This is a genomic window from Cohaesibacter haloalkalitolerans, assembly GCF_003574655.1.
Classification (GTDB): Bacteria; Pseudomonadota; Alphaproteobacteria; order Rhizobiales; family Cohaesibacteraceae; genus Cohaesibacter; species Cohaesibacter haloalkalitolerans.
The window spans coordinates 55,882-73,707 of sequence record NZ_QNUM01000005.1 but is presented as its reverse complement, the minus strand read 5'-3'; the positions used below and the strand labels follow the sequence as shown (position 1 = coordinate 73,707).

Here is a 17,826-nt window from a genome sequence, read left to right as displayed (position 1 = left end):
CTCTGTCGCACAAGTTGTAGCACCAACTGCACCATGTATCTAACTTGCTTTTGCAACATGGTCGCAGTTAGGTTTGAGCCAAGCACGGTTCTTTCTATAAAGAAGTTTTGATATGTCCCTAGAAAATAGCGTCGTAAGACTGGAAGACTACACTCCCACACCCTACTCGATTGATCGCACCTCACTGGTTATCCGGCTTGATCCGTTGAAAACGCATGTGACGGCGACCCTTTCGATAGCGCCCCGAGCTGAGACGACAGGGGGAGCAACAGGGGGAGCGGCGCTGGAGCTGAGTGGTGATGAGCTAACATTTGTCTCCGTGCAGCTGGACGGCAAGCCCCTCGCCCCATCCGACTATTCGGTTACCGCTGATCGCTTTATTCTCAACGAGCAGCCTCTGCAGGCCTTTACACTGACAATCGAGACCCTTCTGGCACCGCAGGAAAACACCCAACTGATGGGGCTCTATCGCTCGAACGGAGCCTACTGTACGCAATGTGAGGCAGAAGGCTTCCGCCGCATCACCTATTTCTATGACCGCCCGGACGTGCTGTCGGTCTACGACGTACGCATCGAAGCCCCTGTTGAGGTGAAGCATCTGCTGGCGAATGGCAACCTGACCGAAAGCGGCGCCATGCCCTCCCCGGAAGGCTATCCTGCCGATGAAGCCTGGCATTATGCCTGCTGGAGTGATCCATTCCCCAAACCATCCTATCTGTTTGCGCTGGTCGCTGGTGATCTGGCTTGCGCTGAGGATCATTTCACGACCCGGTCCGGCCGCGATGTGCTGCTGCATATCTATGTGGAACATGGCAAGGAAGATCGGGTGGGCTATGCCATGGATTCCCTCAAGCGCTCCATGAAGTGGGACGAAGAGGTGTTCGGCCGGGAATATGACCTCGACATCTTCATGATCGTGGCCGTGTCGGACTTCAACATGGGCGCCATGGAGAACAAGGGCCTCAATGTTTTCAATGACAAATATGTGCTGGCCAAACCCGAAACCGCAACCGACACGGACTATGCCCTGATCGAGGGTGTCATAGCGCATGAATATTTCCATAACTGGACCGGCAACCGGATCACCTGCCGCGACTGGTTCCAGCTCTGCCTGAAAGAAGGCCTCACCGTCTTCCGGGATCAGGAATTCTCGTCCGACATGCGTTCGCGCCCGGTCAAGCGGATTTCCGACGTGCAGCAACTGCGCGCCCGGCAGTTCCCCGAGGACAGCGGCCCCCTCGCCCATCAGGTGCGCCCGGAGGTCTATTCAGAGATCAACAACTTCTACACCTCAACCGTCTATGAGAAAGGCGCCGAGGTCTGCCGGATGCTGAAGACCATTCTAGGAGCTGAAGGCTTCAAGGCAGGTCTCGACCTCTATTTTGAGCGGTTTGATGGACAGGCGGTGACCATTGAGGACTTCCTGAAGTCATTCGAGGATGCCTGCAAGATCGATCTATCGCAGTTTGCCTTGTGGTATCGGCAGGCTGGCACGCCCAATCTCGTTGCCACCTATTCCTACGATGCTTCCCGCAAGCAGCTCGCTCTTTCGATCGAACAGTCCTGCCCGCCGACGCCGGGCCAGCCGACCAAGAAGGTCATGCATATTCCGGTCCGCTTCGGTCTGGTTGGACGAGACGGCAGCGCAGTCGGCTTCTCTTCTGTGCTGGACGAAGCAACCGGCGCCATTGTTGGCGAAAGCGAATGTTCCGTGCTGGAAATCCGTAACCGGCAGCACAAGTTCATTCTGACCGGCGTTGAAAAGGATGCCATTCCGTCCCTGCTGCGCGGCTTCTCTGCTCCTGTGCATCTGCGCAGCAATCTGACCCATGATGACTATCTGTGCCTCATGAGCCATGACAGCGATCCGTTCAATCGGTGGGAAGCAGCCCAGTTCATCCTGATGGATCATCTGGTGAACCAGACCAGAGCCATCCAGAGCGGCAGCAACGAGGCCGGCATGCTTGATGACAGCATCCTTGAGGCCTTGAAGGCCTGTCTCATGGACGACGGTCTGGAACATGCCTTCCGGGCACAATTGCTGCAACTGCCCATCGAGTCCGATGTGGCCAGAGAAATCGGCACCAATGTCGACCCGGACGCCATTCATCAGGCGCGGGAGGGATTGCGCCATGGACTGGCAACGGCCCTAGGCGACAGCCTGATCGAGCTTTACAAGGCACTCGGCGATGACAGCGGGGAATTCCACCCAGACGCAGCCTCAGCCGGACGACGCGCCCTGCGCAACGGGCTTCTCGATCTGGCGTTGGCTCGCAAGGAACAGGCAATCGCCGATCTGGCAGTCGAGCATTATCGCAAGGCAACCAACATGACGGATCGCTTTGCGGCGCTGGCCAGCCTGACCCGCAACGAGATTCCGGCAGCGATTGGCCTTCTGGAAGAATTCCACACTGAATTCACAGATGATGCACTGGTTATCGACAAGTGGCTTTCGCTGCAGGCGTCGGCACCTCAGGCCAGCACCCTTGATCGCGTCAAGGAACTGCTGAAGCATCCGTCCTTCTCGATGAGCAACCCGAACCGGGTACGCTCGCTCATCGGTGCCTTTGCGATGAACAACCAGCCCCAGTTCAATCGCAAGGATGGTCAAGGGTTTAAACTGGTCGCGGACATCATCATCGAACTCGACCGCAAGAACCCGCAAACAGCCGCGCGGTTGGCCAACAATTTCCGCTCATGGAAGGCTCTTGAGCCGGAGCGTCAAGCTTTTGCCAAAAAGGAGCTGCAGAGAATCGCAGCGACCGAGAATTTGTCAAAAGATGTTGCTGATATTGCTAATCGGTGCTTGCAATGACCGAAAGTGCCTGAGTCTTTAACAGAATCGGGAGTCCGCAGACAAAATTTTTTGGCCGTTAACCTATCATTAACCAAAAAAATCGCTGCGGACTCTAGACAAATTCTTCAAGGTCGATTCAAATGATATCGACTTCGGAGATGCGGCAACCTCCGACGAGATGAACAGAACAGATCAGATCAAGGAGGCAGGGTATGACGCAGGCCGAAATAGCCAGCGCACCCAAAGAGGCTAGATTCCGGTTTTTCGGCATTGCTCCGAACAGCCGTCAGCCTCATGTGTCAGGGGCGGCGCGCCTTCTGGCAGACCCCTCCTATTTTCAACTCATGCGAGAAGAACCATGGCTGCGGCGGATCATTCCGGCGGTCATCCTTGTGTTCATCACCGTTGTCGGTGTTCTGCGCACGGACGATCTGCTTAGCGAGCGCGATACCATCGAGGCAACCACCAGCCAGGAACTGCAACTGATTGCAGCGCTGGTATCGGAACGCGTGGCCGAAAGCATGGAGCGCTTTGCGGCCGACAAGGCATCACTCGCAGAACCCGGCGAAACAACCGTTGTGGCTCATGAGAATGCCGCCGACGAGGCGGGTGAGGACTCACGGCCAACCGAGGCCGAAGTTGAATTCGCGCCTGTGTCTCCTATCCCCTCTTCGCCCTCCGCCTTGCGCCCCAACAAGGAACAGTTGCAGGGCTGGCTTGAGCAAGCCATGCCTTTCCTCAAGATCGCCGAGCACTATCAGGTCTACCAGACCGATGCGACCGGCATGATCGTTGCGTCCATCCCCAAGGGCACCAATGACATGCGCAAGACCCAGATTGATCTTCTGGGCAGAGCGCAGGCCTTCTCGGCCATTGGCGCGAGCGCCGGTGTGTTTGACGTGACGACAAAAGACAGCAAGTCTGCATTGGCGACAGTTCATCATCTCGGCGGCGGCAAAGGGGCAATCACGGTTCTGGTGCCAACAGACGAACTGTTTCAGAGCTGGCGATCTTCTGTTGCGCTCAATGCAATCATTTTTGTTGTCATGAGTGCGATCATTCTGCTGATTGTCTATGCCTTCTTCAGTCAGGGCGCGAGAGCACGAGAGGCAGACAGCATCTTCGAGGCGACAGTTCAGCGGATGGACTCTGCGCTGCGGCATTCCCGCTCTGGCCTCTGGGACTGGGATCTGGCCAATGGCCACATCTACTGGTCGCCTTCCATGTTCGAACTGCTTGGCATGGAAAAGCGCGACGATCTGCTCAACTTTGCAACCATCAACGCCCGGATGCACCAGGATGACGGCAATCTGCATCAGCATGTTCAGGAGCTTTTGTCATCGAACCAGTCGATGATGGACCGGCGCTTCCGCATGCGTCACGAGGCGGGACATTGGGTTTGGATCCAGATCCGCGCAGAACTGACTGTATCGCCCAAAGACCGCCTGCACCTGATGGGTGTCGTGATGGATGTGACCAAACAGATCGAGCAGGCTGAAATCGACATGCTCGCCGATATCCGTCTGCGCGACGCTGTCGACACCATTTCGGAAGCCTTTGTCCTGTGGGACAAGGAAAGCAGGCTCGTGCTGTGCAACAGACCATATCGGACCCTGCACAACCTGCCGGACGATGAAGACATCGTTGGCCTCAGCTACAACGAAGTCATGGATCGCGGACAGCCTCATGTCGTTGCCATTGAGGATGACAGCACCATTAATGATAGCGAGATGCTGCTCGATCGTGTCAGTACCACGCCAAAGGCCGCCCGCAGCTACAAGGTTCGGCTTGCTGATGGCCGTTGGCTGCAGATCAGCGAACGTCGCACACGGGACGGCGGCTTTGTTTCGGTCGGTACGGATATTTCCAATCTGAAGCTTCAGGAGCAGCGCCTGCTTGAAAGCGAACAGCAACTGATTTCCTCCGTCTCGGACCTGCGCAAGTCACGCCAAACCCTTGAGATGCAAGCCCAGCAACTGGTGGTGCTGACCGAACAATATGCCAAGGAAAAGGAAAATGCCCAGATCGCCAATCGGGCAAAATCCCAGTTCCTTGCCAATATTTCGCATGAACTGCGCACCCCGCTCAATGCCATCATCGGCTTTTCCGAAGTCATGAAGCAGGAAATTTTTGGTCAGCATTCAACGGAGAAATACAAGGACTATTCCAACGACATCCATTCCAGCGGTTCCTATCTTCTGGGGCTGATTGACGACATTCTCAATATGTCGCGCCTTGAAGATGGCGAGGTCGATCTCAATCCAAAAGAGCTGGATCTTACTACCATGGTTCGGGAAACCTTCAGCAGCTCAATCGAAAAGCTGGCTCAGGAACATCAGCTAACCATCAAGGATGAACTGCCGGAGAGCCTGCCTGCCTATGCTGATCCGCATCTGGTCGACCAGATCATCTTCAATCTCTTGGACAATGCTGTAAAATTCACGCCCGAAGGTGGACAGATTGCCTTCAGGGGGGAGACCCGCGATGGTTATTGCCATCTGACGATTTCGGATACCGGCGTGGGCATTCCGCAAGACGCCATCAACCGACTGGGCCGGCCATTTGAACAGGTTCAGAACCAGTTCACAAAGAGTCACAGCGGTTCAGGGCTGGGCCTTTCCATCACACGAACCATCGTGTGCCTGTCTGGTGGCACCATGAAGATCCGCTCACGCATCGGTCAGGGAACGCGTATCACCATCTGCCTGCCCACGAAAGTCAAAGGCAGCTCGCCAGAGATTGAAGCCATCATGCACGGGGTAGCGCCGGCGCCTCTGAGTGCCACGACACACTGAACAAAGCCTTTGCTCGGTTCGGTTATCCCGGAACGGCGTATGCAAGCGACCATCAGACCCAACGCCTTGCCTTGGGCCTCTTGTTCTTGTGCAACCATCGGCGGAACAGAAGCCAGCTTATTGGCTATCGGCCTTTTCCTCCACCGGCCCCATCAGCCGGACAAAGCAGGCCCGAGCTTCGCCCTGATACTCCCGCAACTTTTCTTCAAGGCTGCGCATATCAATTTCTTCCGACGCACGGACAACCACGTCCTTGAGCGCACCGGCTGCCTTGGAGGGATCAAAATTCTCCGACAGGCAAACCCGCAGGATCTGGGTGACATCGTGATAGAGACGGATAGCCGGAAGCAGGATTTCCGCCTCCGACTTGCCGACCAGCCCCCGATCCACACACAAGCGCAGGCTCTGGGCGGTGTTGGTGTGGAGGATTTCCGGGTGCGCGCAGGCGTGGATCAACTGAAGCCCCTGCGCTATGAACTCTACATCGACAAGACCACCAGGAACCTGCTTTATGTTCCAGATGTCCGAGGTACCTTTCTCTTTTTCAATGCGCGCCCGCATCTGGGCAATGTCTCTGCGGATGCTGTCCTCATCTCTTTGCCTTGACAGAATGGAGACGACCTCAGCCCTCACCTTCTTGCAGAAGATATCATCGCCGGCAACAATCCGTGCACGGGTGAGCGCCATGTGCTCCCATGTCCAAGCATCCGAGGCGTGATAGCTGCAAAAAGAGCTGAAGGAGGTGGCGAGAGGACCGGAGTTTCCTGACGGGCGAAGACGGAAGTCCACCTCATAGAGGTCACCCTCAGCGGTCGGTGCAGACAGCGCGGTAATCAGCCTCTGGGTAAGGCGAGCGTAATACTGGCTTGGCGCCAACGGCTTCTTGCCGTCCGAGAATTTTGCATCCTTGTCATGATCGTAGATCAACATAAGATCAAGGTCCGAGGAAGCCGTCATTTCCCGGCCACCAAGTTTGCCCATGGCGATCACGGCGATCTCGCCCCCTGGCATCTTGCCGTGACGTTCTTCCAGTTCGCGCAGGGCGTGCTCCAACAGATGCCGGATGATGACACCGGCCAGCATGGCATAGGCCGCTCCGGCCTGTGACGCCGAAATGGTGCCCATCAGGACGCGAACACCGATGAGGAACATCTGCTCCTGACCGAAGATGCGCGCGCCATCCAGCGTGTCCTCAAAGCAGGTCACTTCTGCGAGGGCCTTTTCAAGCTCTGCATCCAGATGATCTCGTTCCAGAATGTCCCCGAGGAATGCCGGATCCAGCAGGGCATCAATCACCCGCGGCCTCCGCCCCATGGTGCGGGCCAGACGCGGCGCAGCGCCCAGAATGATGATGAGCGTTGCAAACAGATGCGGATTGTTGCGCAGCAGGGAAAAGACCTGCACTCCAGATGGCAGTGCCTTAAGGAAGGCGTGAAAGGACAGGAAGGAGCTGTCCGGATTGTCCGTCTTGCCCAATGCGGCCAACAGGTCTGGCGTAAATTCGGTCAGCCGTTCCCGCGCCTTGGCGGATCGCATGGCCGGATAGCGACCGAAATGCCAGCTGCGGACCGTGTTGATCACTTCCTTGGGATTCTGGAACCCCATGACGGTCAGGGTCTCGATGGTGCTTGGGTCGTAGTCTTCGCCGGTGAAAACGAGATTGCCCCCCCCTTCCGCACCCAAGGCCTGCTCTTCCTTGAAAAGATTGGCGTAGTGCCCCTGCACGCATTCCAGCGTGTTGCGCAGGTCACGCTTGAAGGCGGCAACCGAAGCATAGCCCATCATGCGCCCGATCTCGGCAACGCCATCATCGCTCTGAGGCATCATGTGGGTCTGCTCGTCGCGCTGCATCTGGATGCGATGTTCAACCTTGCGCAGGAACTCATACGCTACGGTCAGCTCATCCCTGGCCCGATCGGTGATCCACGTAAGCCTGACCAGTTCGGCCAGCATGGGAATGGTCTCCCGACCGCGCAGCGCCGGATTGCGTCCGCCTGCGATCAACTGCTGGGTTTGCACGAAGAATTCGATTTCCCGGATGCCCCCGCGCCCGAGCTTCACATTATGCCCATTGATCGCAACAGCCCCATGGCCCTTGTGGGCGTGAATCTGGCGCTTGATCGAATGAACATCGGCAAGAGCGGCATAGTCAAAATATTTCCGCCAGATAAACGGGACGATTTCCTGCAGGAAGGCTTCGCCAGCGGCAATATCACCGGCGCATGGGCGCGCCTTGATCAGCGCGGCGCGTTCCCAGTTTTGCCCCATGCTCTCGTAATACTGCAAGGCTGCAAGGATCGAGACAGCAGGTGGCGTCGAACCCGGGTCCGGTCGCAGACGCAGGTCCGTACGGAAGACATAGCCATCAGCAGTCCGCTCCTGCATGATCTTGACCAGTTGCCGTGTGAAACGAACATAGGTGCGGTTCATTTCATAAGGGTCGTCGCAGCAGCCATTTGTTGAATCATAAAGGATGATAAGGTCGATATCGGAGGAATAGTTGAGCTCCCCGGCGCCATGCTTGCCCATGGCCAGAGCCACATAGCCGCACTCCCGTTCCGGGTCCTCCGGGTGGGGCAAGGTCACCTTGCCACGACGATGATAGTCGTTGAGAACAAAGCGCAAGGCACCACGCAAGGTCGCATCGGCAATGAGAGTCAAGGCATTGGTGACCTGCCGCACAGACCACAACCCGCCAAGATCAGCCAAAGCGATGGTGAGCGCTGCGTCCTGTTTGATGAGGCGCAAATGGCGCATGATCGCCGCTTCGGTCTCTTCACTCTGTCCGATTGCCTTGCTCGCCAGAGCCTCGACACGCTGTTGCGGATCTTCACCCAGTATCTCGGACAGACGCTCAGGCTTTTGCACCATCAGATCACGCAAGTAGGAAGATGTGCTGCAGATGCCCGCCAAGACGCCTTTGAGGGTTTCATTTGCCAGCGCCGCATCAAGGCTTGCAAGCGTTTCGCCCGCCGTCTCATCTCGTGCGCGCAAAGCCTCGACACTTTCTGTCAGGCGCTCCAATTGCTCATCAACGGCGCCTTCCAAGGGGAGTGGTTTGGCATCCAGCCAAAAGCGGTCGACGGTTCCCTTGTTGTCTGACGCACTCATCCTCTTCCCCCTCTTCAACACTTTTCTGAACGATTCTGCCGCATGCAGCGATGTGCCGGTTTTACACGGCTTTCACGCGCATTCAAACCGATAGCAGACAGACCTCACGACAGTGTTAATCCGCGGCCCGATCCTCACAGATCAAGCGGCTTGGCATCAACTGTCGAGCACCCGCTTCTCCCGCTCGCCTTTGGTCTCGGGAGCTGGCGGAAAATGAATAGAAAAGACAAGGCCCGGCGCGTTGTCCCCGAGCTCTATGCGGGCATCGTGTAGACAGGCGACGGCGTTGACCAAACTGAGCCCCAGCCCGGAGCCGGGTTGGCTACGGCTCTTGTCAAGCCGGACGAACCGCTGAAGTACACGGGCGCGGTCTTCCTTGGCAATGCCCTGTCCGTTATCAGAAACTGTCAAACTGATGGGGCGCATATCCCCTCCCTCACTGGTGGCTTTGGCTTCTCCACTGCGACAGACAGAAACATGGATACGGGGAACATCCGGAAGGGTGGTCTCGCCATTTACTGCCCCCTTTTCCCGCAGCTTGGCAACATGGCGAACCGCATATTTCAGCGCGTTGTCGATCAGATTGGCCACGGCCTGACTGATCAGTTCCCGGTTGCCGTTGATGACAAAACCGGGGCTGGCCTCCCATGTAAGAAGCGCGCCCTCGTCTTCGGCGACGGGTTCATAAAGCTCGGCCATATCAGCAGCCACTGCACCGATATCCAGAGACGTCTTTTCGATCTGGGTGGATTTGGCTTCGACCCGGGCAATGCGAAGCAGTGCATCAAACGTGCGGATGAGCGTGTCAGATTCTTCAAGGGTCTGTTCCAGCGCTTCGCGATACTTGTCCGCATCGCCACTCTCGGAAGCGAGTGTCACCTCAACGCGGTTCCTGAGGCGTGTCAGCGGTGTCTTCAGGTCGTGCGCGATGTTGTCGGAAACTTCCTTGAGCCCTTTCATCAGCAGCTCAATGCGCGACAGCATGGTGTTGAGATTTTCCGAGAGTCGGTCGAATTCATCGCCAGCCTGCGTCACGGGCAATCTTTCATCGAGCTGCCCGCGCATGATGTTGCTGGAGGCCTGGGCAATCACGTCGATGCGCTTGAGCACCTTGCGAGACACGAACATCCACGAAAGCAACGCCAACACGATCATCAGGATTGCGGAAACGATGAAAGCCTGCTCGACCACCTTGCGGAAGATCTCGCGCTCCCCAACATCGCGACCAACGAGCAGGCGATAGCCACCGAACATCTCGTAAACACTGACGACCGCGTTATACTCCTTGCGCTCGGTCTCTCCCAAACGCTGATAGGAAACGGTCTGTTCCAGCGCGCCGCGTTCATCGAGCACCCACTTGGGCAGCGCAGCGACGTTACCGGCGACATAGTGACCGGAGTTGTCGGTGACCAGATAGAGACTGGCGCCGGGGCGGCGTGATCGTTCTTCGATCACCTTGACCAATCCGGGCATGCCGCCAGACCTGTATTGCTCGATGAGCCCTCTCACCTCCACCTCGATGGTCGAGTTGAGTTGCCGGGTCATCAGCAGTTGGGTATTGAGGGAAATATAGACAATCAGGAAAATCGCGAAGATGGAGAAGATGATCAAATAGATGGCGCTCAGCTTGAAAGCTGTCGTCCTCATAGTCTTGTTGATCGATCCTGGCGACATGCAAAATCCTGCGATTATCGGCGTTGCCATGGCTGCAGATTGGTCGTTTCACTTTGGGCTGCGCCGATTGGCAACCATCTAATCCGGCACGCGCAAACTGTAACCGGAGCCGCGCACCGTCTGCAGCAGAGCGGGTTCGAATCCCTTGTCGATCTTGGACCGAAGGCGAGAGATATGCACATCGATGACGTTGGTCTGCGGATCAAAATGATAGTCCCAGACATTTTCGAGCAGCATGGTGCGAGTGACAACCTGACCGGCATTCTTCATGAGATATTCAAGCAGGCGGAATTCACGCGGCTGAAGCAGGATGGTGTCCCCTGCCCGCTTGACGCTGTGTGATAGCCGGTCAAGTTCCAGATCCGCAACACGATAGACCGTCTCGACCTCACCGGGGTTGCGCCTGCGCGCCATGACTTCGATGCGGGCCAGCAGTTCCGTGAAAGCGTAGGGTTTGGTCAGATAGTCATCACCGCCAGCCCGCAGGCCGGTTACGCGGTCATCCACTTCACCCAAGGCCGACAGAATGAGAACCGGCGTTTCATCACTTTCCCGGCGCCTTTGCTCAATGATCGACAAGCCGTCACGCTTGGGCAGCATGCGGTCAACGATCATCACGTCATAGCCGCTCTGGGAAGCCATCGTGTAACCCTGATCACCATCGGCTGCGTGTTCGCAGTGATGTCCGGCTTCCTTGAGGCCCCTGGCCAGATAGGCCGCAGCTTCAATATCGTCTTCGATAATCAGGATACGCATAATGTGCCTCTTTGCTTTTGGCCACCTACCGCATGAACTTACGCGGACAGACGCGACTTTGTCCATCAACATGGTTCGACATGAGGCGAAGGCTGCCTCGAGAGATTGGTCTAGAGGATTATAGCGGTCTTTACCATTCAGCAAAGGTCGTTTTGTGGGAAAAAGACCGCAAAACCACAGGCTTGCGGCAAAGACTGGAGGACGGGGAAGCAATGCCTTCCCGTCCTCCAGTTCTGGAAAAGGATGTAAACCCTATTTCTTAAGCGGCAGACCAACAAAGCGGATACCCGCATCGGTCTTGATCCGCATCAGGATCGTCTTGCGACCGTTGTCCTTGGCAGCAGCGATTTCCTTTTGAACATCAGCAACGCTCGTGACCTGCTTGCCACCAACCGACTGGATAATGTCGCCACGCGAAAGCCCCTTATCGGCAGCTACACTATCAGCTTGGACGCCGGTAACCACCAGACCTTCATCGCTTGACTGCAGCGTCATTCCGAACTCGGAAAGATCTGCAGGAGCCGCAGGCTGCTGGGTGTCGGAGCCGTCACTGCCACTGGAGGCAACTTCTTCCGGATAGGTGCCAAGATGAACGGCAAGTTTGATTTCCTTGCTGTCGCGCCAGATGGTCAGTTCGACATCAGAGTTCGGATCGGCGCGACCGATGTGGCGAGCCAGTTCGCGGGTGTTCTTGACTTCATCACCATCCACGGCAAGGATCACGTCGCCGACCTGCACACCTGCCTTGAAGGCAGGCGCCGTTTCATCGGTGCTGGTAACCATAGCACCCTTGGCTTCGGCAAGACCGAGGCTGTCTGCAATATCGTCCGTGACGTTCTGGATATGAACGCCGAGCCAGCCGCGTTGCACCTTGCCGCCATGCTGCAGGTCGTTGATCACGTCCTTGGCAACTTCCGCCGGAATAGCAAAGGCAATGCCCACGTTGCCGCCGGATGGAGAATAGATCGCCGTGTTGATGCCGATCACTTCACCCTTGAGGTTAAAGGTCGGACCACCTGAGTTGCCCTTGTTTACTGCAGCGTCGATCTGAATGAAGCTTTCGTAGTTCTTGGCGCTGATGTCACGACCATCGGCAGAAATAATGCCAGCGGTCACGGTACCCCCAAGGCCGAACGGGTTGCCTACAGCCAGAACCCAAGACCCGACAGCTGGCAGGGTATCGGCAAATTTCACATATTGAAATTTGCGATCAGACTTCCGGACCTTCAGCAATGCAAGGTCGGACTTTTCGTCAGACCCGACAAGATCGGCGTCCAGCTTGGTGCCATCATCCATGACAAGAACAAATTCAACACCCTTGTCGACCACATGATGGTTGGTGACGACATAGCCGTCCTCAGAGATGAAGAAGCCGGAACCCTGAGCCTGAGCATAATGTGGCACAGCCTTTTTCTGGTTCTGATCTCCCTGATCATTCTGATCGCCGAAACGGCGGAAGAAACGGTTGAACGGATGATCCTCTGGCAGATCGCGGAACTCTGGGAAGCCGGGGATGGTGAAGTTCTGGATGGTTTGCGGCTCGATTTCCGTCTTCACCTGAACCGAAACAACGGCAGGTTTTACTGCTTTGACAACATTGGTAAAGTCTACGGGCTGCGCTGGAGCTGTCACTTCGACAGCATCTGCTCTGGCGGCGGGTTGTCCGGTGATAAGGGTCGGGACAGTTGCCCCAGCCACGACGCCCAGGCACAAGGCGGACGCCAACAACGTTGTCTTTACCGAGACGTGTTTCAACTTGGATATGGTCATCAAGGGTCTCCGCTCATTTTCAGATCTGGCTGCCTTGAGGCACGGGCCAGACTATTCCAACAAATGTCCGTTTCGACGAAGGCTCAGTGCGCTACCCTCCTTCTTAAAAAGGGCTGCGCTCATCGCGCTTCGTTGTGATGAGTATTTTATATGGGACAAAGTTGGCCATATGCGAGCGGATAGAATTAAAGATGCGTAATGTTAAGAAAGCACCTTTTATCAATTATTTTCAGATACTTAATTGAATTTTTGAAGACAACAGTTGCAAATTGGCTTCAAGAAAATTTGATTGCCTTACAAATTTCGGCACGCTTTTGCCACAATCCTTAACAGAGAGCGATGATCAATCCACTATTGAAAGCGCTTTTGCGCCTCCAGCGTGAGTCCGATTCCTACCGAACCAAAGGCATCTCCCTCGATTATAGTCGCATGTGGTGCCATCGATGTGAGGCTTTCGCGGATATAGGGAACCTTGGTGGAACCACCTGTCAGGAAGACTGCCGTGATCTCTTCGCCTGACAAACCTGCCGCATTTAGAGCTTCCGCAATCGTAAGACGGATACGTCTCGTGCCATCTTCGAGAGCGTCAATCAGATCTTCACGCGTCATGATCGCAGCAAGCCCCTTCTCGACGAAAGACAGTGACAACTCGGTGCGTTCCTGATCGGAGAGAATTACCTTGCTGTTTTCCACGGACAGCGCCAGCTTGTGCCCTTCGCGCAGATCCAGAAGTTGAATCAGCCGATCAAGCAGATGTGGTTCCTTGGCTTCCTTGCGCAAGTAACGCAGTTCGCTATGGGTCTTATGGTCGTAGAGGAAGTTGATTTTCTGCCAGGTTGCCAGGTCGTGATAATAGCCGACAGGCATCAAGCGCCCTTCCTTGAGCATCTCGCTGCGATACCCCATCAACGGCATGACCCGGGCAAGAGAAAGCCAGCGATCGAAGTCTGTTCCGCCGACATGAACACCGGTATTGGCAAGGATCTGATCGCGAGAATTGCCGCTCTGCAGTGTCTCATTCGCTGGCGTAACCTTGAGGATGGTAAAGTCCGAGGTACCGCCGCCAATATCAATGATAAGAGCGATTTCCTCTCGGGTAGCCTGCTGCTGAAAATCTCGGGCTGCGGCAACCGGTTCATACTCGAACTCGACGTCCTTGAAACCAAGGTCCGCTGCGATTGATCGCATGGTCTCTTCCGCCTCCCGGTCGGCATCGGGATTGTGGTCTACGAAAAAAACGGGCCGGCCGAGGACAACCTTTGTCAGCTCCTGTTGCAATTGAGATTCAGCGGTGGTCTTCATGTGGCGCAGAAAGGCCGCCAGCACCGCCGTGAAAGGCTTGCGCTCACTCCCGACCATCGTAAATTCCTGCATGGTCGATGTACCCAGAATGGATTTGAGCGCGCGCATCATGCGCCCTTCCCCACCCTCAAGATAGGTGTTGATGGCATCTCGCCCAAAATGGATGCCATGATCTTCAAAATCGAAGAAGAGAGCGGACGGAATGGTTACCTCGTCGCCTTCCAGAGCAACCAACTCTGCCTTGCCTTTGTTCACCAGGCCAAGTGTCGAATTCGAGGTTCCAAAATCAAGGCCGCAACAAACCTGTTCAGACATAGCCCAATCCTTCCAACATCACCGCACAAATAAAAGGGCACCCGAGGATCATCACCGGGTGCCGGAACAGGCGGGATTAGCATGAAGGCAGAAATTTTGAAAGGGTCATATCCACCGAATTTCCGAGCACTCGCCATTTATGACGCAGCGACCGTAAAAACGGGCCCGGACCGCGCTTCCCTCCACGACGGCATCAGGTCTTGTCATCATCAGACAGGATGAGATCGAGGCGATCCTTTTCTTCCTTGGAAAGATGTGTCTGTCCACTCGCCTCGGCCTTTTGCGCAAGCACCCTGTTTCTCTGATAGAACAGAAAAACGGAGGCGCCGCCTAACAGCAGAACAAGCGGACCGAAAGCCCAAAGCAACAGGTTCTTGGATGAAAATGTTGGCTTTAGAAGGACGAACTCGCCATAGCGATCGACAAGAAAGTCTTTGACTTCCTGATTGCTGTCACCCTTGGTGAGCCGTTCTCGCACCAAAACACGCAAATCATGCGCCAGCGGAGCGTCTGAATCATCAATCGACTGGTTCTGGCAAACCAAACACCGCAGGCCCTCCGAAATTTCACGGGCCCTGGCTTCCAGACCAGGATCCTTCAACATTTCATCTGGCTTCACAGCAAAGGCCGGGCTAGAAAGAAATTGCACGGACAAAATCAGCAGAAGAGCCGCCATCAACTTCGTTGCGGAACGGAAGACACTTCGCAAGGAGTGTGGATTTGCCAACATCATATTCATCCCTGTTCTCTGTTCGACAAAACCATCACGCAGTTCCGGCAGCTTCCTTGGCCCGCCCCTTTCGGGCCGGAGCACCAATCCGCAATCGACGGTCCGACAGCGAGAAGCATCCGCCAATAAACATCACCACGCAGCCGAGCCAGATGAAGGTTACCCATGGCTTGTAATAGATCCGGACACCGATGCCATCATCGTCTTGTTTGTCACCCAATGAAACATAAAGCTGGGTGACACCGGCAATCGTATAAATCGCCGTTTCGGTTGTTGGCATGTTGCGCGACGTATAGACCCGTTTGGCAGGATGGAGCTCAGTGACCTCCTTGCCATCTTTCGTAACCTTGAAGGTGCCGATGAGATCAACATAGTTGAACGCGGAATGCTCGCGGAACCCGCCAAGTTCAAAGCTGTAACCTGAAACGGCAGCATGATCGCCTGGCTTCATGACCAGAATGGTTTCAGACTGGTAGGCAGTGGCGACCATGAGACCAAGAAGAGTCATGCCAAGGCCAAAATGGCCAAGAGCTGCGCCGAACACGGTGCGGGGCAAACCAACGAAGCGAGAGACCGATTTAGCGATGGGAAGCTTGAAAAGACCAATGCGGAGCTGGATCTCAGCCAGTGCGCCAACCATGATCCAGACGGCAAGACCAATGCCCAATGGTGCCATCGCGCTGCCTCCGTCGATCAGAGAATAGCACAGGACGGTAACTAAGATCGCCGCACCCAGAGCGACGAAAAGGCGCTGGAACGCGGCAAACAGATCCCCTCTCTTCCATGCAAGAAGCGGTCCAATCGGAACGGCAACAAGCAGTGGTATCATCATTGGGCCAAATGTGGCGTTGAAGAAAGGAGCGCCAACGGAGATCTTGGCACCAGTGATTGCTTCCAGCGCCAGAGGATACAAGGTTCCAATCAAGACGGCTGCTGCGGAGGCTGACAAGAAAAGGTTGTTGAAGACCAAAGACCCCTCACGCGAAATTGGCGAGAAGATACCTCCTTGCTTCAGCATCGGCGCGCGCCACGCAAACAGGGATAGACCACCTCCGATGAAGGCAATCAGCAAGGCGAGAATAAAGACACCACGAGACGGATCGGTCGCAAAAGCATGGACGGATGTCAGTACACCGGATCGCACAAGAAAGGTTCCGAGCAGCGACAGCGAGAAAGTCAGAATAGACAGAAGAATGGTCCAAACCTTCAGTGCGCCTCGCTTCTCCATGACAATAGCCGAATGAAGCAGCGCTGTGCCGCACAGCCAAGGCATGAAGGAGGCATTCTCTACAGGATCCCAGAACCAGTAGCCGCCCCAACCAAGCTCGTAATAAGCCCAATAGGACCCCATTGCGATACCAAGGGTGAGAAGCCCCCAAGCCGTCAGCACCCAAGGCCTGACAAAGCGCGCCCAAGCAGCATCGATCCGCCCTTCGAGCAGCGCTGCAATGGAAAAGGAAAAGGCAATGGAAAAACCGACATAGCCAAGGTAGAGTAGCGGCGGATGGATCGCGAGACCAATGTCCTGCAAGATCGGATTGAGATCCCGTCCTTCAATCGGCGCATTGGCAATGCGATGAAACGGATTGGACGTGAGGAGCACAAACAGCAGGAAGGCTGAAGTTATCCATCCCTGCACTGCAAGGGTATTGGCCTTGAGCTTTGGAGGCAGGTTATTGCCGAATGCGCCGACAAGTGCACTGAAGATTGCAAGAATGAAGACCCACAGCAGCATCGAGCCTTCATGGTTACCCCAAACCGATGTGAACTTGAAAAGCAGCGGCATCTGAGAATGGCTGTTTTCCCAGACATTTTGAACAGAAAAGTCTGAAGTCACATAGGCATTGGTCAGCGCCGCAAAAGCCAGGCCGATGAACAAAAACTGCAAAATCGCAAGAGGACTCGCCACGGCCATCAGACGGTTGTCATCTGTCTGTGCACCCCAAATGGGAACGACGGACTGTATCAACGCCAAGGCAAGGGCCAGAACAAGCATGAAATGCCCCAATTCGATGATCATTGACAATCTCCCGATTTTGCTTGCTCATCCCTTCAGCAAGCTGACTTAGTCTGTTGTATTTTTCTTCGAGGCTTTAGCGCAAAGCGCATTACCGACGCGTCAGTTCGCTTGAACCTTGCCGTAACTGTCCTGCCAGTGGCCCTGCTCCTTCAAGGCATCAGCCACTTCGCGAGGCATGTAATTCTCGTCATGCTTGGCAAGTACCGTATCTGCCGTGAACGAACCATCAGCATTGAGAGCCCCTTCGGTCACGACACCCTGCCCTTCCCGGAAAAGGTCCGGCAGAATACCGGCATAGGCAACCTTGATTTCAGCTCCACCATCGGTGACGACAAATGTCACATGGGCGTTGTCGGAGCGAACGACCGAATCGTCCATGACCAAGCCACCCAAACGGATACGCTGGCCCGGCTCAACACCTTTTTCCGCTATCTCGGAAGGGCTCATGAAAAAGGTGATCTGATTTTGCAAAGCAAACAAAATCAGTCCGACGGCGGCGAAGAGGACAGCACCGGCAGCCCCGATCAGCATCATCCTTTTTTGTTTTCTCGACATG

10 protein-coding genes are annotated in these 17,826 nt (G+C 55.5%); 2 read left to right on the top strand and 8 right to left on the bottom strand.

Annotation, left to right across the window (positions count from 1 at the left end; genetic code table 11):
- Nucleotides 1–112: 112 nt before the first annotated feature.
- Nucleotides 113–2,815 carry an aminopeptidase N gene (gene pepN, locus DSL70_RS13425; RefSeq protein ID WP_119308469.1) on the top strand — a complete coding sequence of 901 codons (2,703 nt, stop codon included), beginning with the start codon at nucleotides 113–115 and terminating at the stop codon, nucleotides 2,813–2,815.
- Nucleotides 2,816–3,009: 194 nt separating this feature from the next.
- Entirely contained in the window at nucleotides 3,010–5,592 is a 2,583-nt protein-coding gene (locus DSL70_RS13420) for a PAS domain-containing sensor histidine kinase (protein ID WP_119308468.1), read from the top strand.
- Between the two features lie 117 nt (nucleotides 5,593–5,709).
- Here DSL70_RS13420 and DSL70_RS13415 read toward each other — a convergent pair whose 3' ends face one another.
- The 8 genes from DSL70_RS13415 to ccmE form a co-directional block, all read right to left on the bottom strand.
- On the bottom strand, nucleotides 5,710–8,703 hold the full coding sequence (locus tag DSL70_RS13415) for a bifunctional [glutamine synthetase] adenylyltransferase/[glutamine synthetase]-adenylyl-L-tyrosine phosphorylase (protein ID WP_245418209.1): 2,994 nt from the start codon (nucleotides 8,701–8,703) through the stop codon (nucleotides 5,710–5,712).
- Between the two features lie 156 nt (nucleotides 8,704–8,859).
- Entirely contained in the window at nucleotides 8,860–10,377 is a 1,518-nt protein-coding gene (locus DSL70_RS13410) for a sensor histidine kinase (protein ID WP_119308467.1), read from the bottom strand.
- Between the two features lie 78 nt (nucleotides 10,378–10,455).
- A complete protein-coding gene (locus DSL70_RS13405) occupies nucleotides 10,456–11,133 on the bottom strand; it encodes a response regulator transcription factor (RefSeq protein ID WP_119308466.1) in 678 nt (225 codons plus the stop codon).
- Between the two features lie 252 nt (nucleotides 11,134–11,385).
- The gene (locus DSL70_RS13400) at nucleotides 11,386–12,903 is read right to left on the bottom strand and encodes a Do family serine endopeptidase (RefSeq protein ID WP_119308465.1); all 1,518 of its coding nucleotides are present in this window, start codon (nucleotides 12,901–12,903) and stop codon (nucleotides 11,386–11,388) included.
- Between the two features lie 351 nt (nucleotides 12,904–13,254).
- Nucleotides 13,255–14,520, bottom strand: coding sequence for an Hsp70 family protein (locus DSL70_RS13395; protein ID WP_119308464.1), 1,266 nt, complete (start codon nucleotides 14,518–14,520; stop codon nucleotides 13,255–13,257).
- Between the two features lie 193 nt (nucleotides 14,521–14,713).
- Nucleotides 14,714–15,259: a cytochrome c-type biogenesis protein gene (locus DSL70_RS13390; protein ID WP_342635291.1), complete on the bottom strand. Its 546-nt coding sequence runs from the start codon at nucleotides 15,257–15,259 to the stop codon at nucleotides 14,714–14,716.
- Nucleotides 15,260–15,284: 25 nt separating this feature from the next.
- Entirely contained in the window at nucleotides 15,285–17,270 is a 1,986-nt protein-coding gene (locus DSL70_RS13385; protein WP_119308462.1) for a heme lyase CcmF/NrfE family subunit, read from the bottom strand.
- A 99-nt stretch (nucleotides 17,271–17,369) separates the two neighbouring features.
- Entirely contained in the window at nucleotides 17,370–17,825 is a 456-nt protein-coding gene (gene ccmE / locus DSL70_RS13380; protein ID WP_119308461.1) for a cytochrome c maturation protein CcmE, read from the bottom strand.
- Nucleotide 17,826 lies beyond the last annotated feature (1 nt).